This is a genomic window from Mycobacterium sp. 1165196.3 (assembly GCF_001673415.1).
GTDB lineage: Bacteria > Actinomycetota > Actinomycetes > Mycobacteriales > Mycobacteriaceae > Mycobacterium > Mycobacterium europaeum_A.
Genome location: NZ_LZLU01000097.1, coordinates 1 through 22,925, shown reverse-complemented (window position 1 = coordinate 22,925; position 22,925 = coordinate 1). Strand labels below are relative to the sequence as shown.

Annotated in this window: 25 protein-coding genes, 2 pseudogenes and 1 riboswitch; of the genes and pseudogenes, 11 read left to right on the top strand and 16 right to left on the bottom strand. The window is 68.2% G+C overall.

Annotated features, from left to right (window positions below):
* From A5659_RS26915 to A5659_RS10385, 4 genes and pseudogenes are all read right to left on the bottom strand, one after another.
* Positions 1–161: pseudogene (locus A5659_RS26915) on the bottom strand (resuscitation-promoting factor RpfA); the annotation flags it as partial.
* 13 nt (positions 162–174) lie between these two features.
* Positions 175–386: riboswitch (cyclic di-AMP (ydaO/yuaA leader) on the bottom strand.
* A 207-nt stretch (positions 387–593) separates the two neighbouring features.
* Positions 594–872: a MoaD/ThiS family protein gene (locus A5659_RS10395; protein ID WP_066879554.1), complete on the bottom strand. Its 279-nt coding sequence runs from the start codon at positions 870–872 to the stop codon at positions 594–596.
* A 4-nt stretch (positions 873–876) separates the two neighbouring features.
* Complete coding sequence (gene moaA / locus A5659_RS10390; RefSeq protein WP_067180849.1) at positions 877–1,959, bottom strand: GTP 3',8-cyclase MoaA; 1,083 nt, start codon at positions 1,957–1,959, stop codon at positions 877–879.
* Entirely contained in the window at positions 1,956–2,363 is a 408-nt protein-coding gene (locus A5659_RS10385) for a YccF domain-containing protein (protein ID WP_066879548.1), read from the bottom strand. The genes moaA and A5659_RS10385 overlap by 4 nt, the downstream gene beginning before the upstream one ends.
* 165 nt (positions 2,364–2,528) lie before the next feature.
* On the opposite strand from A5659_RS10385, the gene A5659_RS10380 reads away from it, so the two are divergent.
* On the top strand, positions 2,529–2,936 hold the full coding sequence (locus A5659_RS10380) for a cold-shock protein (protein ID WP_007777168.1): 408 nt from the start codon (positions 2,529–2,531) through the stop codon (positions 2,934–2,936).
* 32 nt (positions 2,937–2,968) lie between these two features.
* Positions 2,969–3,973: a glutathione S-transferase family protein gene (locus A5659_RS10375; RefSeq protein ID WP_067180846.1), complete on the top strand. Its 1,005-nt coding sequence runs from the start codon at positions 2,969–2,971 to the stop codon at positions 3,971–3,973.
* Positions 3,974–4,045: 72 nt separating this feature from the next.
* On the opposite strand, the gene A5659_RS10370 is transcribed toward A5659_RS10375, so the two are convergent.
* The 3 genes from A5659_RS10370 to A5659_RS10360 all read right to left on the bottom strand — a co-directional run bounded on the left by A5659_RS10370 (position 4,046) and on the right by A5659_RS10360 (position 7,187).
* Complete coding sequence (locus A5659_RS10370) at positions 4,046–4,912, bottom strand: endonuclease domain-containing protein (RefSeq protein ID WP_067180837.1); 867 nt, start codon at positions 4,910–4,912, stop codon at positions 4,046–4,048.
* A 131-nt stretch (positions 4,913–5,043) separates the two neighbouring features.
* Complete coding sequence (locus A5659_RS10365; protein ID WP_067180836.1) at positions 5,044–5,544, bottom strand: DUF2771 domain-containing protein; 501 nt, start codon at positions 5,542–5,544, stop codon at positions 5,044–5,046.
* Entirely contained in the window at positions 5,541–7,187 is a 1,647-nt protein-coding gene (locus A5659_RS10360) for an MFS transporter (protein WP_066866820.1), read from the bottom strand. Before A5659_RS10360 ends, A5659_RS10365 begins: the two co-directional genes overlap by 4 nt.
* Positions 7,188–7,317: 130 nt before the next feature.
* Here A5659_RS10360 and A5659_RS10355 point away from each other — a divergent pair.
* A pseudogene (locus A5659_RS10355) lies at positions 7,318–8,100 on the top strand (DUF3027 domain-containing protein); the annotation flags it as partial.
* A 209-nt stretch (positions 8,101–8,309) separates the two neighbouring features.
* On the opposite strand, the gene A5659_RS10350 reads toward A5659_RS10355, so the two are convergent.
* Both A5659_RS10350 and A5659_RS10345 read right to left on the bottom strand, forming a co-directional pair.
* The gene (locus tag A5659_RS10350) at positions 8,310–8,765 is read right to left on the bottom strand and encodes an SRPBCC family protein (RefSeq protein ID WP_067024353.1); all 456 of its coding nucleotides are present in this window, start codon (positions 8,763–8,765) and stop codon (positions 8,310–8,312) included.
* 20 nt (positions 8,766–8,785) lie between these two features.
* Complete coding sequence (locus A5659_RS10345) at positions 8,786–9,055, bottom strand: DUF2530 domain-containing protein (RefSeq protein ID WP_067024375.1); 270 nt, start codon at positions 9,053–9,055, stop codon at positions 8,786–8,788.
* Between the two features lie 204 nt (positions 9,056–9,259).
* Here A5659_RS10345 and A5659_RS10340 point away from each other — a divergent pair, with 204 nt between their 5' ends.
* The 3 genes from A5659_RS10340 to A5659_RS10330 are packed head-to-tail and all read left to right on the top strand — an operon-like array spanning position 9,260 to position 10,827.
* Positions 9,260–9,691: a MarR family transcriptional regulator gene (locus tag A5659_RS10340; protein WP_066866815.1), complete on the top strand. Its 432-nt coding sequence runs from the start codon at positions 9,260–9,262 to the stop codon at positions 9,689–9,691.
* Positions 9,692–9,713: 22 nt separating this feature from the next.
* Positions 9,714–10,547: an RNA methyltransferase gene (locus tag A5659_RS10335; RefSeq protein ID WP_066866814.1), complete on the top strand. Its 834-nt coding sequence runs from the start codon at positions 9,714–9,716 to the stop codon at positions 10,545–10,547.
* Positions 10,548–10,557: 10 nt separating this feature from the next.
* The gene (locus tag A5659_RS10330; RefSeq protein WP_066866813.1) at positions 10,558–10,827 is read left to right on the top strand and encodes a DUF2537 domain-containing protein; all 270 of its coding nucleotides are present in this window, start codon (positions 10,558–10,560) and stop codon (positions 10,825–10,827) included.
* On the opposite strand, the gene sepH is transcribed toward A5659_RS10330, so the two are convergent.
* Together sepH and serC are read right to left on the bottom strand one after the other, a co-directional pair.
* Positions 10,824–11,597, bottom strand: a complete 774-nt coding sequence (gene sepH / locus A5659_RS10325; protein ID WP_067180833.1) for a septation protein SepH — start codon at positions 11,595–11,597, stop codon at positions 10,824–10,826. The two genes, A5659_RS10330 and sepH, sit on opposite strands and share 4 nt — an antisense overlap.
* Positions 11,598–11,776: 179 nt before the next feature.
* A complete protein-coding gene (serC, locus tag A5659_RS10320) occupies positions 11,777–12,895 on the bottom strand; it encodes a phosphoserine transaminase (RefSeq protein WP_067180855.1) in 1,119 nt (372 codons plus the stop codon).
* Between the two features lie 245 nt (positions 12,896–13,140).
* On the opposite strand from serC, the gene A5659_RS10315 reads away from it, so the two are divergent.
* On the top strand, positions 13,141–14,166 hold the full coding sequence (locus A5659_RS10315; RefSeq protein WP_066879527.1) for a diiron oxygenase: 1,026 nt from the start codon (positions 13,141–13,143) through the stop codon (positions 14,164–14,166).
* Between the two features lie 17 nt (positions 14,167–14,183).
* Entirely contained in the window at positions 14,184–15,872 is a 1,689-nt protein-coding gene (locus A5659_RS10310; protein WP_067180831.1) for an FAD-dependent oxidoreductase, read from the top strand.
* Positions 15,873–15,888: 16 nt separating this feature from the next.
* Here A5659_RS10310 and A5659_RS10305 read toward each other — a convergent pair whose 3' ends face one another.
* Positions 15,889–16,347: a VOC family protein gene (locus tag A5659_RS10305; protein ID WP_066866805.1), complete on the bottom strand. Its 459-nt coding sequence runs from the start codon at positions 16,345–16,347 to the stop codon at positions 15,889–15,891.
* A 131-nt stretch (positions 16,348–16,478) separates the two neighbouring features.
* Positions 16,479–17,600 carry a citrate synthase 2 gene (locus A5659_RS10300; protein WP_066866802.1) on the bottom strand — a complete coding sequence of 374 codons (1,122 nt, stop codon included), beginning with the start codon at positions 17,598–17,600 and terminating at the stop codon, positions 16,479–16,481.
* Between the two features lie 117 nt (positions 17,601–17,717).
* Here A5659_RS10300 and pdxH point away from each other — a divergent pair, with 117 nt between their 5' ends.
* Both pdxH and A5659_RS10290 read left to right on the top strand, forming a co-directional pair.
* Positions 17,718–18,347, top strand: coding sequence for a pyridoxamine 5'-phosphate oxidase (gene pdxH, locus A5659_RS10295; protein WP_156749116.1), 630 nt, complete (start codon positions 17,718–17,720; stop codon positions 18,345–18,347).
* Positions 18,348–18,505: 158 nt separating this feature from the next.
* Positions 18,506–19,801, top strand: coding sequence for a citrate synthase (locus A5659_RS10290; RefSeq protein ID WP_066866800.1), 1,296 nt, complete (start codon positions 18,506–18,508; stop codon positions 19,799–19,801).
* A gap of 30 nt (positions 19,802–19,831) precedes the next feature.
* Here A5659_RS10290 and A5659_RS10285 read toward each other — a convergent pair whose 3' ends face one another.
* Together A5659_RS10285 and A5659_RS10280 are read right to left on the bottom strand one after the other, a co-directional pair.
* Positions 19,832–20,269: a hypothetical protein gene (locus A5659_RS10285; protein ID WP_066866798.1), complete on the bottom strand. Its 438-nt coding sequence runs from the start codon at positions 20,267–20,269 to the stop codon at positions 19,832–19,834.
* A 121-nt stretch (positions 20,270–20,390) separates the two neighbouring features.
* Positions 20,391–21,371, bottom strand: a complete 981-nt coding sequence (locus tag A5659_RS10280; RefSeq protein ID WP_067024368.1) for an RNA polymerase sigma-70 factor — start codon at positions 21,369–21,371, stop codon at positions 20,391–20,393.
* 120 nt (positions 21,372–21,491) lie between these two features.
* On the opposite strand from A5659_RS10280, the gene A5659_RS10275 reads away from it, so the two are divergent.
* Positions 21,492–21,863, top strand: a complete 372-nt coding sequence (locus A5659_RS10275) for a DoxX family protein (RefSeq protein WP_067024371.1) — start codon at positions 21,492–21,494, stop codon at positions 21,861–21,863.
* On the opposite strand, the gene A5659_RS10270 is transcribed toward A5659_RS10275, so the two are convergent.
* Positions 21,864–22,925, bottom strand: a 1,062-nt coding sequence (locus A5659_RS10270) for an NAD(P)/FAD-dependent oxidoreductase (protein WP_067180828.1), incomplete at its 5' end; no start/stop codon positions are given.

Sequence of the window (22,925 nt, the reverse complement as noted above, 5' to 3'; positions counted from 1 at the left end):
CCGCCGGACTCACAACGGGCTACCTGATCCCATTCACCGTCGGTGGCCGCGGCCGCCTGGCCGGCGAGGGCGATGCTGCCGCCACCAAGAACCGCACCGGTGAAGGCGATCTTGGCGACGCTGATGTTTGAACTGCTGGGCTTACGGTGACGTCCACTCATACGCGCCGGGGTATTCCTCTCTCGTCACGCGCCTGCGAGGTCAGCTGTCGGGTTCGGGTTGGAGAGGCCACCCGGCCGACGTTGTCGTCAAGCGACGACGCCGGCTTCACCCCTAGGAGCCGCGAACGGCCCCAGTCCGATCACGGTGGACCGGTGGGTCCCCCGTCTCCATCCATGTGGTTCGGTGGCCCCCGCCTATTGGATGGAGCTCGGCGCGATAGGGAGGGGAGGTCGCCAATCGGGGATGGCTGGCGAGCCTTCGGAGACGGTAACGGTTTCTGTAGGTCTCGTCACGTCTTGCGATACCTGGCGTTTCCTTCTCGGCCATCTGCGAAAACCGCAGGAACCCAAGGTGTTTGCGCAGGTCATTAGGGGCGATATCGCAGCGTGACCGCGCCGTTATGAATCCGTTACGTGAGATAACTCACAGTTTCAGCCGCCAGAAAAGGGCGGCAGAACATCGATTGTGTCACCGGATTGCAACGCCACGGTCTCGTCGCGCACGGCGATCCCGTCGCGCAGGTATGAGCATCGGGTCAACACCGTGGCCAGGCGGGACCCCCGCGCGGCTAGCCGCTCGACCAGTTCACCGACCGTGGTGCCTGGGCGCAGCACCACCGTCTCCGACTCGGCATCGGCGGCCGCGCGGGCGGCCGCGAAGTAGCGCACCGTCACCTGGATTCCGTTTACTTGGACAGGCGTCTGTCCCATCGGGCTAGCCACCGATCGCGCTCATCGGGCGGTCTGGCTGGATGAAGTTGGGGTCGTTGATGCCGTGTCCGGCGGGCTTGCCCCACATCGCTGTACGCCACGCCGCCTCGATCGCGTCGTCGGACGCGCCGCCGCGCAGCAGCCCGCGCAGGTCGGTCTCCTGTTCGGCGAACAGGCAGCTGCGGACCTGGCCATCGGCCGTCAACCGGGTGCGGTCGCAGGCCGCACAGAAGGCGTGCGAAACCGAGGCGATGACGCCGAATTTTCCGCTCGGGGTGCCCGGGCCGGTGTCGACCAGCCACAGCTCGGCGGGGGCCGATCCGCGCGGCGCCGGGTCGGGGCGCAGCCGGAAGTGCGGGCGCAGGGCCGCCAGCACGTCGTCGGCGCTCAGCGCGGCGTCCCGCCGCCACTGGTGCCCGGCATCCAGCGGCATCTGCTCGATGACGCGCAGTTGGTAACCGTGCTCGAGGCAGAACCGCAACAGCCCCACCACGTCCTCGCGCCCGGTGGCGGGGTCGAGCACCGCGTTCACCTTCACCGGCGTCAGGCCGGCGTCGCCCGCGGCGGCCAGGCCGGCCAGCACGTCGGTGAGCCGGTCGCGGCGGGTGATGGCCGCGAAATGGCGCCGGTCGACGCTGTCCAGCGAGACGTTGACGCGGTTCAGCCCGGCCGCGGCGAGCGCGGCGGCGCGCCGCGCCAGCCCGACGCCGTTGGTGGTCAGCGAGATCTCGGGGCGGGGCCGCAGCGCGGCGGCCGCGGCGACCACCTCGTCGAGATGGCGCGCCAGCAGCGGTTCGCCGCCGGTGAAACGCACGCTGGTCACACCCAGCCGGGTGACCGCGATGTGCATCAGCCTGGCCAGCTCGTCGGCGCTCAGCAGTTGCTCGCCCGGCAGCCAGTTCAGGCCCTCGGCCGGCATGCAATAGCTGCACCGCAGGTTGCAGCGGTCGGTCAGCGAGACCCGCAGGTCGGTCGCGATCCGGCCGTAGGTGTCCACCAGGGGGCCGGTGGCAGGAGCATCGGCGGGAACGGCCGCGCCGTCAGCGCGGCTCGGTACCGAGGGCAGTCCCAGCGTCGTCAGCGTCATGCGGCCACCGGCGGGGCGTAGTGCACCGGCGAGCTGACCGGAACGATCTGCTTGCCCAGCGGCATCAACGACACCGGGATCAGTTTGAGGTTGGCCAGCGCCAGCGGAATGCCCACGATCGTGAGCGCCATCGCGACCGCGCTGACCAGATGGCCGATCGCCAGCCACACGCCGAACAGCACCACCCAGATGACGTTGCCGACCAGCGCGCCGGACCCCGCGGTCGGCTTGTCCACGATCGTGCGGCCGAACGGCCATAGTGCGTAGGAGGCGATGCGCAGCGACGCGAAGCCGAACGGAATGGTGATGATGAGCAGGAAGCTGACCAGCGCCGCAGCCAGGTATCCGACGGCCATCCACAGGCCGCCGAATATCAACCAGATGACGTTCAGGATCAGGCGCATATCTCCTCCGCGGGTATTACCAAGCGTACCGAGTGACCGATAACGGGGGTGCTCGTTACCCGGGCATCCGAGTAGGATCAGACTCCTAATACGGCGTCCTGCGCAGGCGGGACGCTTATTGTGTTGGCGATTTCTATTGATCCGTTAGACAAGCAGGTGAGACCAGTGCCGACGGGCAAGGTTAAGTGGTACGACGCTGACAAGGGTTTCGGCTTCCTGTCGCAAGAGGACGGCGAAGACGTCTACGTCCGCTCCTCGGCGTTGCCCGCCGGGGTCGAGGGCCTCAAGGCGGGCCAGCGGGTGGAGTTCGGCATCGCCTCCGGGCGGCGCGGGCCGCAAGCGTTGAGCCTCAAGCTGATTGAGCCGCCGCCCAGCCTCACCAAGACGCGCCGCGAGGCGCCCGCCGAACACAAGCACAACCCCGACGAGCTGCACGGCATGGTCGAGGACATGATCACGCTGCTGGAAAGCACCGTGCAGCCCGAACTGCGCAAGGGCCGCTACCCGGACCGCAAGACCGCCCGCCGGGTTTCCGAGGTGGTCAAGGCCGTCGCTCGGGAGCTCGACGCCTGACGTTCGCTCGTTATTGAGCGACTATGGGAGTTATGGCTTCCTATATCGCGCAGGCAGGCGAATTCACCCGCGACACCAACTACATCACCACCCGCATCACCGCCGACGGGCGCGACGGCTACCCCGTCGAGCCCGGCCGGTACCGGCTGGTCGTCGCGCGCGCGTGTCCGTGGGCGAACCGCGCGATCATCGTGCGCCGCTTGCTGGGCCTGGAAAGCGTTCTCTCCATTGGGTTTTGCGGTCCCACCCACGACGAGCGCAGTTGGACGTTCGATCTCGATCCCGGCGGCGTCGACCCGGTGCTCAAGATTCCGCGGCTGCAGGACGCCTACTTCAAGCGGTTCCCCGACTACCCCAAGGGCATCACGGTCCCGGCCATCGTCGATGTCCCGACCGGGGCGGTCGTCACCAACGACTTCGCGCAGATGACGCTGGACCTCTCGACGGAATGGTCGGCCTATCACCGCGACGGGGCGCCCGAGCTGTACCCCGAGCACCTGCGCGCCGCAATCGACGAGGTGAGCAAGCGGATCTACACCGAAATCAACAACGGTGTGTACCGGTGCGGGTTCGCCGGCTCGCAGGAGGCCTACGAGGCGGCCTACGACCGGTTGTTCACCGCGCTGGATTGGATCAGCGAGCGGCTGGCCGATCAGCGATTCCTGGTGGGCGACACCATCACCGAGGCCGACGTGCGACTGTTCACCACCCTGGCCCGCTTCGACCCGGTCTATCACGGGCACTTCAAATGCAACCGCAGCAAACTGAGCGAGATGCCGGTGTTGTGGGCGTATGCGCGCGACCTGTTCCAGACGCCGGGGTTCGGTGACACCGTGGACTTCGTCCAGATCAAGCAGCACTACTACATCGTGCACGCCGACATCAACCCCACCCGGATCGTGCCCAAGGGTCCGGACCTGGCCGGCTGGCTTTCGCCGCACGGGCGGGAAGCCTTGGGCGGCAGGCCCTTCGGGGACGGAACCCCTCCCGGGCCGCCGGTCGAAGGCGAGCGCGTGCCCGCCGGCCACGGCGCCTAGTTCCCGGCTGGCGAACGTCGACTTATGGCGCAAAACCTGGTGTTTTCGGTCCAACAACTCCACGCTCGGCTCTTAGAGCGGGCAGCCCGCGGCGCGCAGGGCGCTACGGGAGCGCGCTAGGACTATGTAAGGCCGGTGACGCACCATGTCGGCGCTGACCCGGACGATCCGCCAGCCCATCGCCTCGAGTTCGGCCAGACGATCGATGTCTCGGGTTCGCTGCACGGGGTCGGTCCAATGGTGAGCGCCGTCGAACTCCACGCCGACCTTCCACTCCTCCCAACCCATGTCGATGCGCGCTACTACGGCACCCCATTCGTTGAGTACTTCGATCTGCGTCTGCGGCCGCGGTAATCCGCCACCGAGGAGTGTCAGGCGAGTTTTCGTCTCATACGGTGATTCGGCGCCGCCGTCGGCCATGGTCAGCACCCGTCGTAACTGCACCAGTCCGCGCGCTCCGCGATGGCGGTCGGCCAGCAACTCGACATCAGCCGGCTTCACGTCGGTTGCGTGCATCAGTGCGTCCAGGCGAATCACCGCGGTGGTAAATCCCTTTCGCCTGCCAAGATCGAACGCCGTGCGTGCCGGAGTGGTCAGGGTCATCCCGTCCCGGATGCACGTTTCGTCGTCGGCGAGGGTGTCGCTATGCAGAACGATGCCGCCTACCTTGTCGCGGCCGGCGCGGTTGAGCTCCGCTGGCAACCAGTCGTCGATCCACGCGGTGCGGTGCAATGCGGCCGCTGACAGGCCGGCCAGTGTCGCGGCACGGCCAGACCACAGCCAGGCGGCAACCGCTCGGGTCACCGGCGTCAACTTTTGCCCGCGGCCGATGTAGACGTTGCGATGAATCATCTCGAAGTCGGCCCGCAGTTGGTGCCGGGTAACGAGTCCGGCCGCCAATGCTTCGGTGCCTCTGAATGGCCAGGCTGGGATCTGCATGTGGACACGGTGGCGGCCGGTACCGACACGTCGTGCCGAACGTCGGTTTGTGCGCGTAAATTACGGCGTTTCGCCACAACAAGTCGACGTTGGGCGCGACGAGGGGGCGAGGGGCGGGGCTGGCGAGGGGTCTAGTACGTCAGCCGCACGGACCATTCCGCGTGGGGCACGTCGTGAAGCTCCCCGGCGGGATCCACCGCCAATGTCAGCAGCTGCACGACGATCCCGGCCAGGCGCCCCCGATGCGGGTCGACCGACGGGATCGTCACGGCGAAGCGGGTTTTCGGCCGAAAGATCGTGCTGGTGGTGTTCGTCGGGTCGTCGTAGACCTGCAGCAGCCGCCACGGTGCCCGGTAGATGGCGTCGGGCACCGACAGCTGAATCGGGTAGCGCTCGCTGACCCGTAGCTCGCCCTGGTTCTGCGGTGTCTCGCAGTCTTCGAGATTCAGCACGTTGCAATACAGGTAGGGCCCCACCCGCGTCAGATGCCCGTGCGAATAGGCGCTGATCTCGGGGTGCCGCGGGCCGGGGCGCCCGACCAGCAACCAGGTGCCCACACCCGCGCCGACGCAGAGCACCGCGACCAGACAGGCGAGCAGCACGGCCCCACCCCGCTTGCGTTGCGGTTTCACTCGGCAACCACCGCCGCGGCGCCGGCACCGCGGCGCTTGCCCTCCTGCTCGACCATGATTGGCCTATTTCCTCCCAGGCCGGGAATCAGTGAGTTGCCGCGGAAGCTGACGAGGGTCTGCGCCAGGCCCAAGATGAGCAGCGCAGTGACCGCGGTAAAGCCGACCCACAGTTCGGTGTACACCAACACCCCCACGGCGCCGCCGAGGACCCACGCCAATTGCAGCGTCGACTCCGAGCGCCCGAAGCCCGACGCGCGGGATTCCTCCGGCAGGTCGTTCTGCAGCGACGCGTCCAGGGACGCCTTGGCGATGGCGCTGGCTCCGGACGTGACCAGGGTGGCGATCACGGCCACCACCAGGTTGCCGGCCACCGAGGCGGCCAGCGCGACCGCGCTCACCGCCACCGTGCAGCGCACCACCAGCGCGGCGGGCCGGCCCAGCTTCAGGCGTGCACTGGTGAAGTTGCCGACGAAATTGCCGATCCCCGCCGCGGCGCCGATCACCCCGAGCATGGCGACCTGGGCCCAGCCGTTGGCCTGATGCGCCTTGGCGACAAACGCGGGGTAGAGGAACAGGAAGCCGACCATGACCTTGATGGTGCAGTTGCCCCACAGCGAGGTGATGATGTTGCGGCCCAACGGTTGCCGGAGCGCCCCGCTGACCTCCTGGTGCCAGCTGCGCCGCAGCGGTTCGCTGTCCTGGCGGTAGCTCAGGGTGGCGGGTACCTCGCCGGCGGTCACCTCGACCCAGCGCGGGATCCGCATGGACAGCATGGCGCCGGCGATCGTCACCGCGATCACCACGAACAACGCCCCGGGCAGCTTGAACAGGTGGGTGCAGACGAACTCGACACCACCGGCGATCGCGCCGCCGACGATGGTGCCGCCCAGCAGACCGAACATGGTCAGTCGGGCGTTGACCCGCACCAGGTCGATGGTCGGCGGCATCACCCTGGGTGTCACGGCGCTGCGCAGCACGCTGAACGACTTGGAGAACACCATCATCGCGAGCGCGCACGGATACAGCACCCATGACGGGAAGCTGCCGGTGGCGCCGTCGTAGTTCATGACCAGCAGCACCGCCAGGGCGGTGCGCAGGGCGAACGACGCGGCCAGCGCGACGCGGCGGCCGTGCTGCAGCCGGTCCAGCGCGGGACCGATCAGCGGCGCGATCACCGCGAACGGCGCGATGGTGATCAGCAGATACAGGGCGACCCGGCCCTTGCTCTCGCCGGTGGCCGCGGCGAAGAACAACGTGTTGGCCAGCGCGACGGCCATCGCCGCGTCCACCGCGAAATTGGCGACCACCGGCCACGTCAGCGCAGTCAGGCCGGACTTGTCGGCGCCGTCGGCCGTCGCGGCGCGCTGCACCATCCAGTACATCCGCGAGCCCATTTCGCGGCTGCGCAGTGCCGCGGCGCGGGTGACGGTGATCCGTTCACCGGAAGCCGGACCGCGAGGCGGCGTGTCGCTGCTGCGGTTCGGCTCCGGCTGGTGGCCCAGCGGGGGCAAGTAGCGGTTGGCGCTCGGCATCGACGGGCGACGGGGGCGCCGATCGGCGCCCTCGCCGGCGGGGTAATTGGCCGCGCCCGGATGTTGGGACGCGGCGCTCTTGCGGGGCCGGCGGCCCGGCTGAGAGGCCACTCGGCCCGGGTCGTTTTGCCGCCGTCCAGACACGTCCCGATTCTCCCCTATGGCGCCTGGATGCGTCTGCAGGTAACGGGGCGTGGCTCGCCAACCTAGTATTGGAAACGCAATGCAGAAAGAAGACAGCGTGACCAGACCTATCGAGGGATCCGCCGTGTCGACTGTGGCCGAGTGGCCCGAGCGGTTGGCGACGGTGCTCACGGGCGCGGCGGAGGTGGCCAGGGCCGCCGTGGTGGAGTTCGGCGCACCGGAGATGGTCGGCGACTACCTGGGCGTCGGCTACGAAGACCCGAACAGCGCCACCCACCGCTTCCTGGCGCACCTGCCCGGCTACCAGGGGTGGCAGTGGGCGGTCGTCGTCGCCGCCTATCCCGGCGCGGACCACGCGACCATCAGCGAGGTCGTACTGGTGCCCGGGCCGACCGCATTGCTGGCACCCGAATGGGTGCCCTGGGACCAGCGGGTACGGCCCGGCGACCTGAGCCCGGGCGACCTGCTGGCGCCCGCCGCCGACGATCCCCGGCTGGTTCCCGGTTACACCGCCAGCGGTGACCCCCAGGTCGACGAGACCGCCGCCGAGATCGGGCTGGGCCGGCGCTGGGTGATGAGCGCCGAGGGCCGGTCGGACACGGCCGAACGCTGGCGCACCGGCGAGTACGGCCCCGACTCGCCGATGGCGCGGTCCACCAAGCGGGTGTGCCGCGACTGCGGTTTTTTCCTGCCGCTGTCGGGTTCGCTGGGCGCGCTGTTCGGCGTGTGCGGCAACGAATTGTCGGCCGACGGTCACATCGTCGACAAGCTGTACGGCTGCGGTGCCCATTCGGACACGCCCGCCCCGGCGGGCACCGGGTCGCCTGCGTACGAGCCGTACGACGACGGCCTGCTCGACGTCACCCAGACGCCGGTCGAACCGTCCCCCTTGTCCTCGGAGTCCACGGAACCCTCGGAGTCCACGGAGTCCCCTGCGCCCTCGGAGGCCGTGGGGGCGCCAGAAGCGCAGGGCGAGACCGAGACCCAAGAGCCGCAGCCCGAGACGGCGCCCGAGACGCCGGAGGCCGAAACCGAGCCGGTGACCGAGGCGCCGCAGCCCGAGCAGCAGCCGCAGGCCGAGACGCCGGACTAGCCGGTTTCGGCGGCGGCCTTGATGCGCGCCAGCGAGGCGTTCATGCCGTCGAGCAATTCGCGCTCGAAGTTGGTGGTCCCGCCGAACAGCGCATTTACCGACAGGTTCGAAAACGCCGTCACTCCGTTTTCGGCGTGACGGCTCTCGATCAGCCGGGTGGCCGCGCCGCTGGGCTCGAGCTCATAGCTCCAGATGGTGTTGTTGGTGTCGACGCGGAACGCGAGCTTGCGCTCGGGGACGATCTCGACCACCGTGCAGGTGGTCGGCCAGAACATGCGCTTGCGGCGGTTGAGGTTGATCGTTCGGGTGCCCTGACGCACCGGGCCGAAGGGCTTCATCCAGCGACACTGCGGACTCCACCGCGGCATGCGGCGCAGGTCGGAAATCAATTCCCACACGGTGGCCACCGGTGCGTCGATGTCGACGTGCGCTTGCAACAGCGGGGCTACCATCGCTCCTCCAGGGCGGCGAATCAGTTGTGGTCGAGATAGTTTTCGAGTCCGGCCTGCGCGCCGCGGGCACCGCGGCGGGCCGCCGCGAGCTGCAGCAGGAAGATGCTCGTGCCGAGCACACCCACGCCCAGGCCGGCCAGGGCCACGGGACGCCAGCCCTGCAGGGATGGCACCAGGAAAGCGGCCGCCACCGCGGCGAGCCAACCCAACGCGCCGAGCGCGATGAACGGCCACACGTGCAGCAGCGCGGCCGGCAGCGGCGGCGCGGTGCGGGGGGGTTCGGCGGACATCGGGATCAACATAGCTCGCCGTCGGTGGCGGGCGACGGCGCACCCACTTGCCGGGACGGATGATCTTTAACCCGTCGAGCAAAGCGGGATAGGCGGGCGGATAAGCGTTTCGATGAAAAACCCCGCAGCTTAGCGAAGGCGATCTGCGACCGTCGTTCACCGGTTCGTGTCCCGGTTTCTCGGGCTTCCGTGTAACCTCGCGCCATGCCTGACAGCGATGCGCGGCTGGCCAGCGACCTGTCACTGGCAGTTATGCGGCTGGCCCGCCAACTGCGGTTCCGCAACCCGTCGTCGCCGGTGTCGCTGTCCCAGCTGTCGGCGCTGGCCATGCTGACCAACGAAGGCCCGATGACCCCGGGTGCCCTGGCAATTCGCGAACGGGTCAGGCCGCCGTCGATGACCCGGGTGATCGCCTCGCTGGCCGAGATGGGGCTGGTGGACCGCGCGCCGCACCCTGTCGACGGCCGGCAGGTGCTCGTCTCGGTGTCGGAGGCCGGCGCCGAGTTGGTCAAGGCCAACCGCCGCGCCCGCCAGGAGTGGCTGGCCAAGCGGCTAGCGACGCTGGACAGCGAACAGCGAGACATCCTGCGCAACGCGGCCGACCTGATGTTGGCCCTGGTCGACGAAGGCCCGTGAGTCCCCGGAGCGAAGCCGGCGCATGTTGATCGACGTCGACGATCCCGACGATCCGAGGCTCGACGATTTCCGCGACCTGAACAGCGTCGATCGCCGTCCCGATCTGCCGTCGGGCAAGGGGCTGGTGATCGCCGAGGGCGTGCTGGTGGTGCAGCGCATGCTCGCCTCACGCTTTCACCCGCATGCCCTGCTGGGGACCGAGCGCCGGTTCGCCGAGCTCGACATTGACCTGGCCGGCACCGACGTGCCGTGCTACCGCGCGTCCGCCGACGTCATGGCCCGGGTGGTCGGGTTTCACCTCAACCGCGGCGTGCTGGCGGCCGCCCGGCGGGTGCCCGAACCGGGCGTCGCCGACGTGATCGACAGGGCCCGCACCGTCGCGATCCTCGAAGGGGTCAACGATCACGAGAACCTGGGTTCGATCTTCCGCAACGCGGCGGGGCTGGGCGTCGATGCGGTGGTGTTCGGCAGCGGCTGTGCCGACCCGCTGTACCGCCGCGCGGTGCGGGTGTCCATGGGCCACGCGCTGCTGGTGCCCTATGCGCGCGCAAGCTGTTGGCCCGCCGAGCTCGCGACGTTGCGGGAGAACGGTTTTCGACTCCTGGCGATGACTCCGCAGGCCAGCGCCTGCGCCTTGCCGGAGGCGATGACGGCCGCGCGCGACGAACGCGTCGCGGTGTTGGTCGGCGCCGAGGGGCCGGGGCTGACGCCGGCCACCTTGCGGTGCAGTGATGTGCGGGTGCGCATTCCGATGTCGCGCGGCACCGATTCGCTCAACGTCGCGACGGCGGCGGCGTTGGCGTTCTACGAGCGGGCCCGCTCGACGGCGAGAGGCGGCGATGGACAGTCACACTAGGCTCCGGCTGATGCGAGACGAGTCCGTGCCCTGGGCAACGGGTTTGACGGTCGCCGCGTTCGTCGCGGCGGTCACCGCCGCCGCGATCGTGGTGCTCAGTCTGGGGCTGCTTCGCGTGCACGCGCTGCTGGCCGTCGGGCTCAACGTCGTGGCGGCCGGGGGACTGGCGCCGACCCTGTGGGGGTGGCGGCGTACGCCCGTCCTGCGCTGGTTCGTGCTGGGCGCCGCGGTGGGTGTGGCGGTGGCGTGGGTTGCGCTGTTGGCCCTGACGACGGCTTAGCGCTGCCCGCCGGAGCGCACGCCGAGCAGCACGTCCTCCCACGCCGGGATGACGGGCTTGCCCCGCCGGGTGTGCACCGGCTTATCGTCCGGTTCCGCGACGGGTGCTTCGTCGGCGACGGGCGGCTTGGCGGGCTCTTCGAAGTCGACGTGCGCCACCCGGGCCACCGGCCGCAGCGGGCGTTCGAAGTTGGGGTCGATCAGCGCGCTGGCCGCGTCGTCGATGGCGGTCACCGTTCCGCCGTGCGCACCGGGCGTGAAACAGAAATGCGCGAGGTTGTCGGACCGGCCGACCTTCCATGCCAGCTGCACCGTCCAGCGGTTGTCCTCGTTGCGCCACGCGTCCCAGCTGAGTTTGTCGTGGCTCAGCCCGCGGGTCACCAGCGCGGCGCTGACCGTCTCGAGCAGGGTCAGCACCGCGGGACCGTCGGCGAGCATCGGGTGTGCGGCGGTTGCCAGCTCCGCGGCGCGGAAGCGCTCCAGCAACACCGGGTGAGCAAAGCGGCGGATCCGCGACACCTCCGAGCCTGACGCCGCGGCGACCTGTTCGACGGAGGCACCCGCCCGGATCTTGGCCTGAATTTCTTTGGGGCTCAGCATGTTGGTGACTTCAATCTCGAGCTGCGGTTGCTCAGAGGACAGGGCCGCGTCGCGCAGCAGGGCTCGCAGGCGGTCGTCGGCCGCCAGCTTGAACTGCTCCGCGGGATCGCCACCCTCGCAGATGAGGTGTTTGCTGTCGGCATCCAGCCCAACCACTTTGAGTTCCCGCATGGTTATCTCCTCGCAGGCTCCGTGCAGGTCAGCGACGGACCCGTCACGTGCGCACTTTAGTCCAGCAACCGCCCATCACCTGTGCTGACACGCTGTGCGGTTGCGCCCTGATTGCCGGTCGGACGGTGTTCAATTGTCCGGCTCCTCAACTGCCCGTACCGCGCAGCATCGTCGCCGAACTACAACCGCTCGACGACCCAGTCGATGCATTGGGTGAGTGCGCTGACGTCGTCGGGGTCCACGGCCGGGAACATCCCCACCCGCAGCTGGTTGCGGCCGAGTTTGCGGTACGGCTCGGTGTCGACGACGCCGTTCGCCCGCAACACCTTCGCCACGGCCGCGGCGTCGACCTCGTCGGCGAAGTCGATGGTGCCCACCACCTGCGAACGCAGCTTGGGGTCGGTGACGAAGGGTGTGGTGTAGGGCCGCTCCTCGGCCCAGGAGTACAACCTGCCCGAGGAGTCCGCGGTGCGCTTGACGGCCCAGTCCAGCCCGCCGTTGCCCAGCAACCAGTCGACCTGCTCGGCCATCAGCGCCAGGGTGCCGACCGCCGGGGTGTTGTAGGTCTGGTCCTTCAGGCTGTTTTCCACCGCGATGGGCAGCGACAGGAAGTCGGGAACCCAGCGCCCGGAGCCGGCGACCGACTCGACGCGGGCCAGCGCCGCAGGGCTCAAGATGGCCAGCCACAGGCCCCCGTCGCTGGCGAAATTCTTCTGCGGCGAGAAGTAGTAGGCGTCGGTCTCGGCGATGTCGACCGGCAACCCGCCGGCGCCCGACGTCGCGTCGATGACGATCAGCGCGTCGCCGGAGTCGGCGGGCCGGCGGACGGGCACCGCGACGCCGGTCGACGTTTCGTTGTGCGCCCAGGCGATCACGTCCACCGACGGGTCGCTCTGCGGCTCGGGGGCGCTGCCGGCGTCCGCCTTGATGACGACGGGCTCACCGACGAAGGGGTTCTTGGCGACCGCCGAGGCGAACTTGGAGCTGAATTCGCCGAAGGACAGGTGTAACGAGCGCTTGTCGATCAGGCCGAAGGCCGCGGCGTCCCAGAACGCCGTTGCGCCGCCGTTGCCCAAGATCACCTCATAGCCCTCGGGCAGCGAGAACAGATCCGCTAGCCCGGAGCGCAGCCGGCCCACCAGATTCTTGACCGGCGCCTGCCGGTGCGAGGTGCCGAACAACGGGGCGGCGGTCGTGGTCAGCGCCTGCAGCTGCTCGGGCCGGACCTTCGACGGGCCACACCCGAAGCGGCCGTCGCGGGGTTTGATGTCAGCGGGGATCTCGAGCTGGTCAGCCATGCTCATCAGGGTAGTGAGCCGAGTTGACCGCTCGGTGCGGAGGCCGACCGCCGACCTCGGCTGCCCGGGCAAAAGGCCTGCTCGGCTGTGTCCAGGCGTTTGATCGCCTGTGATCCGGGGCATAAAAAATTCATGACCACCGGTCAGGTCACAGTGCCCGGAAGGGGTCTAGGAATTATCCGGTACCTGCGGTACTGTCTGGACATAGCACGTCCAAATGTAAACCTCGTTGGGGAGGCCTGGATATGGCTAGGACGCGATTAGTCCGGCGTTGGCGCAGCAACATGGAAGTGCGCGACGACGCCGAATACGTCAACATGCTTGCCACACTGTCCGAGGGGTCGGTGCGGCGCAACTTCAATCCGTACACCGACATCGATTGGGATTCACCGGAATTCGCGGTGACCGAAAACGATCCGCGATGGATCCTGCCGAACACCGACCCGCTGGGCCGCCATCCCTGGTACCTGGCGCAGTCCGACGAGCGCAAGATCAAGATCGGGATGTGGCGCCAGGCCAACGTGGCCAAGGTGGGACTGCACTTCGAATCCATCCTGATTCGCGGCCTGATGAACTACACGTTCTGGGTGCCCAACGGATCGCCGGAGTACCGGTACTGCCTGCACGAATCGGTCGAAGAGTGCAACCACACCATGATGTTCCAGGAGATGGTGAACCGCATCGGCGCCGACGTGCCGGGCATGCCGCGGATTCTCAAGTGGCTCTCGCCGTTGGTTCCGCTGGTGGCCGGCCCGCTGCCGGTGGCATTCTTCATCGGCGTGCTCGCCGGCGAGGAGCCCATCGACCACACGCAGAAAAACGTTCTGCGCGAAGGCAAGTCGTTGCACCCCATCATGGAGAAGGTGATGGCGATCCACGTGGCCGAGGAGGCCCGCCACATCTCGTTCGCCCACGAGTTCCTGCGCAAGCGGGTGCCGGAATTGACCAAGAGGCAGCGATTCTGGACCGCGCTGTACCTGCCGCTGACCATGAAGGCGCTCTGTCGCGCAATTGTGGTGCCGCCCAAGGCTTTCTGGCGCGAGTTCGACATCCCGCGGGAGGTCAAGAAGGAATTGTTCTTCCGGTCGCCGGAATCGCGGAAGTGGCTCAGCGACATGTTCGGTGACGTGCGGATGTTGGCCTACGACACCGGCCTGATGGAGACGCGCTCGGCGCGGTTGATGTGGCGGTTGTGCAAGATCAACGGCAAGCCGTCGCGTTACCGCAGCGAGCCGCAGCGCCAGCACCTGGCCGCGGTCCCGGCTGCGTAGTCACTGCGAGTTCGTTTATGCCGCACGTTATTACCCAGTCGTGCTGTAACGACGGGTCCTGTGTTTTCGCATGCCCGGTGAATTGCATTCACCCGACGCCGGACGAGCCCGGCTTCGCCACCTCCGAGATGCTCTACATCGATCCGGTGGCGTGCGTGGACTGCGGAGCCTGTGTGAGCGCATGCCCCGTCGGCGCGATCGCGCCCGATACCCGGCTGGACACCAAGCAGTTGCCGTTCATCGAGATCAACGCGTCCTTCTACCCGGACCGGCCGAAGGACGAGAAGCTGCCGCCGACGTCGAAGCTGGCACCGGTGATCCCGGCCGCCGAGGTCCGCGCCCGCCGCAAGCCCCTGACGGTCGCCATCGTCGGATCGGGGCCCGCGGCGATGTACGCCGCCGACGAACTGCTGACCCAGCAGGGCGTGCGTGTCAACGTCTTCGAAAAGCTGCCCACCCCATACGGTTTGGTGCGGTCCGGGGTGGCGCCCGATCACCAGAACACCAAGCGGGTCACCCGGCTGTTCGACCGGGTCGCCGGTAATCGCCGGTTCCGGTTCTTTCTCAACGTCGAGGTCGGCACGCAGCTGAGCCACGCGGACCTGCTCGCTCACCACCACGCCGTGCTGTATGCGGTGGGCGCGCCCGATGACCGCCGGCTGGACATCGAGGGCATGGGCCTGCCGGGGACCGGAACGGCAACCGAATTGGTCGCGTGGATCAACGGGCATCCCGACTTCGCCGATCTGCCGGTCGATCTCAGCCACGAGCGGGTGCTGATCGTCGGCAACGGCAACGTCGCCCTCGATGTCGCCCGGTTGCTCACCTCCGATCCCGACGAGCTGGCCCGCACCGACATCGCCGAGCACGCGCTGGCGGCCTTGCGCGCCTCGGCGGTGCGTGAGGTGGTGATCGCCGCCCGGCGCGGCCCCGCCCAGTCGGCGTTCACGTTGCCCGAGCTGATCGGGCTCACCGGCAGCTCCGAGGTGGTGCTCAGCGCGGCCGACCACGAGCTGGTGGCGGCCGATCTCGCGGCCGCGTCGGACGCTCTGACCAAGCGCAAGCTGGAAATCTTGAGCACGCTCGGCGACGATGCGACACCGCCGTCCCGCCCGAGAATCAGGCTGGCGTATCGGCTAACGCCGCACCGGGTGCGGGGGGACCAGCGCGCCACCGGGATGGAGTTCTCGGTCACCGGCACCGACGAGACGCGCCTTCTGGAAACCGGTCTGGTGCTGACGTCGATTGGCTACCGCGGCAAGCCGATTCGCGATCTGCCCTACGACGAAGCGTCGGCAGTCGTGCCGAACGACGCGGGTCGCGTCGTCGACCCCGTTTCCGGTGACCCGGTGACCGGCGCCTACGTCGCGGGCTGGATCAAGCGGGGACCCAGCGGGTTCATCGGGACCAACAAGTCCTGCTCGTTGCAGACCGTGCAGTCTTTGGTCGCCGATTTCAACGCCGGCAAGTTGGCCGATCCAATCGCCAAGCCCGAGGCGCTGGCCGGGCTGGTGCACGCCCGCCAGCCCGCCGCGATCGATGCCGCGGGATGGCGCGCCATCGACGCCGCCGAAATCGCGCGCGGCAGCGAGCACGGCCGCCCCCGCATCAAGTTCACCGACGTCTCCGCGATGCTCGCGGCCGCGGCGGCCGCAGAGCCGGCGCCGCCGCAACGACGCCGGCTGCTCGACCGCCTGCTTGGCTAGCGCCGATGGTGCAGGACTAGCCGGCTCCCTGCCCGGACATCGCCGCCGAGATCTCCTCCATGCTGACCTCGCGGACCGGCTGCCCCAGCGACCAGTGGTGGCCGAACGGGTCGGCGACCATGCCATAGCGGTCACCCCAGAACTGGTCCTCCAGCGGGGTCACCACGGTGGCACCGGCGTCCAGGGCGCGCTGGAAGCTGGCGTCGACGTCGGTGACCGTCAGGTGGATCGTCACCGGGGTGCCGCCCAGCGATGTCGGCGTCATCGACTTGCCGCCGCACACTTCGGGGAAGTCATCGTTGAGCATCACCGTGAAACCGTTGATGCGCACCGCGGCGTGCACCAGTTTGCCGTCGGGACGCGGCACGCGTCCGATCTCCTGGGCCCCAAAAGCCTTGGCGTAGAAGTCGATTGCCGCGGCGGCGTCGTCGACCACCAGGTGCGGGGACAGTGCGGGTTCGATGTTGATCGCCATGCTGGTTCTCCTTGCTATCGGTTCCCTGTCCTGCCCATGACGGGCAGGTTCACGACTTATGACTGCGCCGGCGACAAAAACTCATCGCGACGGCAACCATTAGATCGCCGGGTACCGACAACCGGGGGGCGTCAGGCGTTGGTGAGGCTGCGGTCCCAGCCCTCGACGGACTCCGGGCTGCGCGGGGCCGGGCCCACGTAGATGGCCGACGGCCGGACCAGCTTGCCGAGCCGCTTCTGCTCGAGAATGTGCGCGCACCAGCCCGCGGTGCGGCCGCAGGTGAACATCGCCGGCATCATGCTGGCCGGCACTCGGGCGAAGTCCAGCATCACCGCGGCCCAGAACTCGACGTTGGTCTCGATGGCCCGGTCCGGACGGCGCTCGCGCAGCTCGGCCAGGGCCGCCTGCTCGAGCGCGACGGCGACCTCGTGGCGCGGCGCCCCCAGCCGTTCGGCGGTGGCGCGCAGCACCCGCGCCCGCGGGTCCTCCGCGCGGTAGACCCGGTGCCCGAAGCCCATCAGCTTGTCGCCGCTGTCCAGGATCTTCTTCACCAGGCCACGCGCGTCGCCGGTGCGCTCGACCTCCTCGATCATCGGCAGCACCCGCGCCGGCGCCCCGCCGTGCAGCGGGCCGCTCATCGCCCCGATCGCCCCGGACAGCGCGGCCGCCACGTCGGCGCCCGTCGACGCGATCACCCGCGCGGTGAACGTCGAGGCGTTCATGCCGTGCTCGGCGGCCGACACCCAGTAGGCGTCAATCGCTTCGACGTGCCGTGGGTCCGGCTCGCCCTGCCAGCGCGTCATGAACCGGGCGGTGACCGTGTCGCATTCGTCGATGACCCGTTGCGGGACGGCGGGCTGGTAAATCCCGCGCGCCGACTGCGCGACGTAGGACAGGGCCATCACCGAGGCCCGGGCCAGCTGGTCGCGGGCGGTGTCGTCGTCGGTGTCCAGCAGCGGCTTGTACCCCCAGATGGGGGCCAGCATCGCCAGGCCCGCCTGCACGTCGACGCGTACGTCGCCGGTGTGGATGGGCAGCGGGAAGGGCTCGGCGGGCGGTAGGCCGTGGCCGAACTTGCCGTCGACCAGCAGCGCCCACACGTCGCCGAATGTGACCTGCTGCGTTACCAAATCTTCGATGTCGACACCGCGGTAGCGCAGCGCACCGCCGTCTTTATCCGGCTCGGCAATTTCGGTGGTGAAGGCGACCACGCCTTCCAGGCCGGGGACAAAGTCTTCGGGGACCACAGTCATGCCGAAAATTCTCGCACCCCCTGATCGGGCCGACGCTACCGGCCGGTAGCAAGCGCCGGTAGCGTGGACGCGATGGCAGGACCAGACCCGGCGCCAGGAAATGAGCACCTGCAAAGAATGCGTGTGGAATACGGATCAGTGGAAAAAGACGGCAGCCCGGATCTCGACGCGGATTGGTTGCGCGACGGCTGGGTTTCGTTGTTGCGCAAGTGGATCGGCGACGCCGAGCGGGCGGGGGTCGCCGAGCCCAACGCGTTGGTGCTGGCCACCGTGACCGCCGACGGCAGGCCGGCCAGTCGGTCGGTGCTGTGCAAGAGCGTCGACGAGACCGGGATCACTTTCTTCACCAACTATGACTCGGCCAAGGGCGACGATCTGGCCGCGACACCGTACGCCTCGGCCACGTTTCCGTGGTATCAGCTCGGCCGCCAGGTCCACGTCCGCGGCCCGGTGCGCAAGGTCGCCGCGGAGGTCACCGAGGACTACTGGTCCAAGCGGCCGCGCGGGTCGCAACTGGGCGCGTGGGCGTCGCAACAGTCGCGGCCGATCGCCTCACGCGCGGCCCTGCTCGACCAGCTGGAGGAAGTGACCGCCCGGTTCGCCGGCCGCGAGCGGGTCCCGGTCCCGCCGGGCTGGGGTGGCTACCTCATCGCCCCGGAGCTGGTGGAGTTCTGGCAGGGCCGGGAAAATCGGTTGCACAACCGCATCCGCATCACCGGGGGTCGGGTGGAACGCCTGCAGCCCTAACCCGCTGATGATGCACGTTGCGCCGCGGCGTGACGGGGTCGATTGCTGGCGTGACCAGCGGACTCGACCCCGGGCAGGCGTCCCATCGTCATAACGACTACCTTTTGCAGTAAGCACCAAGTCAGCAGCCATATCAGCCAGAGCGCAAAGGGGTTCTCGTGGCAGACACCGACGACACCGCCACTTTGAAGTACCCGGGCGGTGAAACCGACCTGGAGATCGTCAAGGCCACCGACGGCGCTGACGGCATCGCGCTGGGCTCGCTGTTGTCCAAGACCGGCTACACCACGTTCGACAACGGCTTCGTCAACACCGCTTCGTGCAAGAGCTCCATCACCTACATCGACGGCGACGCGGGCATCCTGCGCTACCGCGGCATCCCGATCGAGCAGCTCGCCGAGAAGTCGACCTTCATCGAGGTGAGCTACCTCTTGATCTACGGCGAACTGCCCGACAAGGAGCAGCTGGCCGACTTCACCAAGCGGATCCAGCTGCACACCATGCTGCACGAGGACCTCAAGCGATTCTTCGACGGCTTCCCGCGCAACGCTCACCCGATGCCGGTGTTGTCCAGCGCGGTCAACGCGCTGTCCGCCTACTACCCTGACTCGCTCGACCCGATGGACACCGAGGACGTCGAGCTCTCGACGATCCGGTTGCTGGCCAAGCTGCCGACCATCGCGGCCTACGCCTACAAGAAGTCCGTCGGCCAGCCGTTCCTCTACCCGGACAACTCCCTGTCGCTGGTGGAGAACTTCCTGCGGATGACGTTCGGGCTGCCCGCCGAGCCGTATGAGGCGGATCCCGAAATCGTTCGGGCGCTGGACATGCTGCTCATCCTGCACGCCGACCACGAACAGAACTGTTCGACCTCGACGGTCCGGCTGGTGGGGTCCTCCCAGGCCAACCTGTTCACCTCGATCTCCGGTGGGATCAACGCGCTGTGGGGGCCGCTGCACGGTGGCGCCAACCAGGCGGTGCTCGAGATGCTCGAGAAGATCCGCCAAAGCGACGACGACGTCAGCGAATTCGTGCGCAAGGTCAAGAACCGCGAAGCCGGCGTGAAGTTGATGGGCTTCGGGCACCGCGTCTACAAGAACTATGACCCGCGCGCCCGCATCGTCAAGGAGCAGGCCGACAAGATCCTGGCCAAGCTCGGCGGCGACGACGACCTGCTGGACATCGCCAAGCAACTGGAAGAGGCCGCGCTCACCGACGACTACTTCATCGAGCGCAAGCTGTACCCCAACGTCGACTTCTATACCGGCCTGATCTACCGGGCGCTGGGCTTCCCGACCCGGATGTTCACCGTCCTGTTCGCGCTGGGGCGGCTGCCCGGGTGGATCGCGCACTGGCGCGAGATGCACGACGAGGGCGACAGCAAGATCGGTCGGCCGCGCCAGATCTACACCGGTTACACCGAGCGCGACTACGTCACCATCGACGCGCGGTAACTGTCTTGGCGCCGGTAGCGCGGCGCCCGGTCAGTCGGCCTTTTTGAGCCAGCCCACGTACGCGAGGTAGACGCCGCACAGCGCGAGCAACCCGAAACCGATCCGCACGGCGATGATCGCTGCCCCCGACGTGTGGGTCGCGGTTTGCGCCCCCTTGACGATTGTCTGCGGCATGGCGAGCAGCGCGAAACCCCGCAGCAGCAGGAACCAGCCGAACAGCGAGATGATCACGGCGGCGACGCTGCGCCAATACTGGTGGAACGCCACGACGAACAGGCCGCAGAAAAACAAGAGCGCACCCAGCGCCCACGGCCACATCGGGTCGCTCGAGAAACCGGACAGTTCGTTCCCGATGCTTGCTGCCCTGATCGCGACAATCGCAGGGACCACGGCGATAAACGGTCCGAGCACGCGCGCGAATGACCGGGTGCGCTGCGAGCGATCGTCGGCGGTGACAGGCGTGCGCATGGTTACTGCTCCTTTCCCTGGGTCGAGGCTGGTTTAGCGCGTTCAACTTGGACGGACGGTTCATGGTTAACGTGCCGACGTCCGCGGACCGCGCGAAGACGATCGTATGAAAAACCCCGATTCATGCGCGCGGTGCTTCCCGGTCCGCGCGACGGGTCACCGGATCGCGGCGCGCCAGGGGCGACAGGGCGAATCCAAGGTGTTCGAGTTTGTGCGGATTGATCACCGAGCGGATGGTGCAGATCCTTCCGCCGTAGATGTCGAGGGTCAGGACGTTGATCAACGCGCCGTCGGGGTCGAAGGCGAGCACGCCAGGTTGCCCGTTGATCTGTGCACGCTGCAGTCGCACGCCGAGACTGCGGTAGGCACCCATGATTGCGGCCAGGGCCCGGTGCACGCGGTTTCGGCCGAAGATCGGTCGCGGCAGTCCGCGGCCGATACCGCCCCCGTCGCCGTAGAAGGACACGTCGTCGGCCAGCCATTGCACCAGATCGTCCAGATCACCATTCTGGGCCGCGGCGAAAAAGCGATCGGCGAGCTGATCGCGGCGCGTGGCGTCGGCGTCGAAGCGGCGGCGCCCCGCCGCGATGTGTCGGCGGGCCCTGTTGAGTAATTGGCGGCAATTGGCCGGTGACTTGTCGACGATGCGCGCGATGTCGGCGTAGTCGTAGGCGAACACCTCGCGCAGCAAGAAAACGGCGCGCTCCACGGGTGAGAGCGTCTCCAGCAGCAGCAGAAACGCCATCGACACCGAGTCGGACATGACGGCAACATCGGCGGCGTCCGGAACGGTCGAGGTGATCAGTGGCTCGGGAAGCCAAGGGCCCAGGTACTTTTCGCGTTGCACGCGGGCGGAGCGCAGATGGTCGATCGCGAGGCGGGTTGCGATGGTGGTCAACATCGAGCGCGGTGACTCGACGTGGTGACCGTGCTGCAAGTAGTCGAGGTAGCGCAGATACGTTCCCTGCACGATGTCCTCGGCGTCGGTGACGCTGCCCAGCATGCGATAGGCGATGGCGAACAGCAGCGGCCGCAGCTCGGCCGCGTCCCCTTGCTGTTCGGCACTGTCGCCGGGCGGGGGGTCGGTGGGAGGAGTCGTCATGTTCTGTAGACGACCGAGCCGTCGGTGGTGTGACAGGTAGCGAGCTGGATCGCCCACCGATGTCACGCGCGGCGGCCGTCGTTCGTCTCAGGGTCGTCCGCTCGAAAGAAAGGGAAGACGATGAACGCCGCGCTATGGTCAGCGCAAATCGTCCTGGCCGCGATATTCGCCCTGTCCGGAACGGTCAAGCTCACATTCAGCCGCGAACGACTACTGGCCACGGGTCAGACCGGCATCGCCATGTTTCCCATGCCGGTCGTCCGTTTCACCGCCGCATCGGAGATCCTCGCCGCGGCAGGACTTGTCGCGCCGGGACTGACGGGCATTGCGTTGATCTTGACGCCGCTCGCAGCGGCGGGCCTGTGCGTGGTCATGGTCGGCGCCGTGTGGGCGCACACGCGGCTGCACGAACGCCGCGCGGTCGCGGTCAACATCGCGCTACTCCTCTTGGCGGCATTCGTGGTGCTCTGCCGAGCCGCGACGTTGCACTGATCACGACCGGTGATCGAGCGCCGCCAGCACCGCCATCGCGGCGTTGTGGCCGCCGATCCCCGACACCGCTCCACCGCGGCGGGTTCCGGAGCCGCACAGCATGATTCGATCGTGTGCGGTGGCCACACCCCATTGCCGCGCCGGCGTGTCCAGCGGGTCGTCATCCTCGGCGAACGGCCAGGACAGGCCGCCGTGGAAGATGTTGCCGCCGCTCATGTGCAGCGTCTTCTCGAGATCCAGCGTGGTGGTGGTCTCGAGGCAGGGGCCGCCCTGCGCGTCGGTCAGCAACAGGTCTTGAATCGGTTCGGCAAGAACGGAATTCATCGATGCGAGCACGTCGTCGGTCAGCCGGTGGCGCAGCGCGTCGGCGTCGACGCCGTCGAACAGCGAATGCGGGGTGTGCAGGCCGAACACCGTCATCGTGTGCGCTCCCGCGTCGCGCAGGTCCGCCGACAGGATGCTGGGATCGGTCAGCGAGTGGCAGTAGGCCTCGCACGGCAAGGGATTCGGCGGTCGGCCCGCGGCGGCCTGCGCGTAGGCGGTGTCGAGCTGTGTCCAGGTCTCGTTGACGTGGAAGGTCCCCGCGAAGGCCTGTTCGGGTGTGACAGCGTGGTCGCGTAGCCGGGGCAGCCGGGCCAGCACCATGTTCACCTTGACCTGCGCGCCGCCCGCCGCGGGCGCCGGTTCTTCGCCGAGTAGTCCGGCCAGGACGGTGGGTGCGACGCCGGCCAGGACGAACCGGGCGGTAAGACGGTGGTCGTCCTCCCCGGCGCGATAGCGCACTTCGCCGGCCGGGTCGACGGCGTAAACGTCTGCGCCGGTGCATATTTGGGCGCCATGGCGGACCGCCGCCGCGGCCAGGGCGGTGGTCACCGCGCCCATGCCGCCGATCGGGACGTCCCAGTCTCCGGTGCCGCCGCCGAGCACGTGATACAGGAAGCAGACGTTCTGTGTCAGCGTCGGTTCGTCGAGGCGGGCGAAGGTGCCGATCAGGGCGTCGGTCGCGATCACCCCGCGAACCACGTCGTTGGCCACGGCGTCGGCGATGGCATGCCCGATGGG